Annotated in this window: 1 protein-coding gene; it reads left to right on the forward strand. The window is 41.9% G+C overall.

The genetic code is table 11. The features are described from left to right. A partial coding sequence (locus D7V20_RS19715) for a MobA/MobL family protein (protein ID WP_171407882.1) occupies positions 1-229 on the forward strand: 229 nt, incomplete at both ends.

Raw genomic sequence — 229 nt, forward strand, 5'->3', positions numbered from 1 at the left:
GCAGAACAACGCCAACAGCTCCTAGATGATTTATGCAAAAAGATTGTAGAGCGTCATAACGTCATCGTTGATGCTGTCATTCATGCCCCGCATACAAGGGGTGGAAGTGATGAACGAAACTATCATGCTCATATTCTGTTTACGAGCCGACAGCTAGACAAAGACACAGGCGAGTTTTCTAAAAATAAATTTCGTGATTTCAACAAAGAGAAATCATCCGAAACGGTTG

The sequence above is a fragment of the Acinetobacter rongchengensis genome (genome assembly GCF_003611475.1).
GTDB lineage: Bacteria > Pseudomonadota > Gammaproteobacteria > Pseudomonadales > Moraxellaceae > Acinetobacter > Acinetobacter rongchengensis.